The 465-nt window shown below is 48.6% G+C and carries 1 protein-coding gene; it reads left to right on the top strand.

The features are described 5' to 3' along the window. Nucleotides 1-465, top strand: a 465-nt coding sequence (locus tag ACVC43_RS16720) for a hypothetical protein (RefSeq protein ID WP_452225695.1), incomplete at both ends; no start/stop codon positions are given.

The following is a 465-nucleotide window of genomic DNA, read 5'->3' as shown; positions in this document are numbered from 1 at the left end:
TGCTTGGGAAGTAAGCGGAACACAACCAACCGAACCAACAACTGCCTGTTACGAAACAGCAACGTTCAACGACACGACTTGTGCTTGGGAAGTAACCGGAACACAACCAATGGAGCCAACCACAGCCTGTTACGAAACGGCAACGTTTAATGACACGACTTGTGCTTGGGAAGTAACCGGAACACAACCAACCGAACCAACAACTGCTTGTTATGAAACGGCAACGTTTAATGATACAACATGTGCTTGGGAAGTAACCGGAACACAACCAATGGAGCCAACCACAGCATGTTATGAAACAGCAACGTTCAACGACACGACTTGTGCTTGGGAAGTAAGCGGAACACAACCAACCGAACCAACAACTGCCTGTTACGAAACAGCAACGTTCAACGACACGACTTGTGCTTGGGAAGTAACCGGAACACAACCAATGGAGCCAACCACAGCCTGTTACGAAACGGC

The organism is Lacinutrix chionoecetis, from assembly GCF_053604665.1.
The sequence above is the reverse complement of the archived record's forward strand: the minus strand, read 5'-3'. Positions and strand labels throughout refer to the sequence as shown.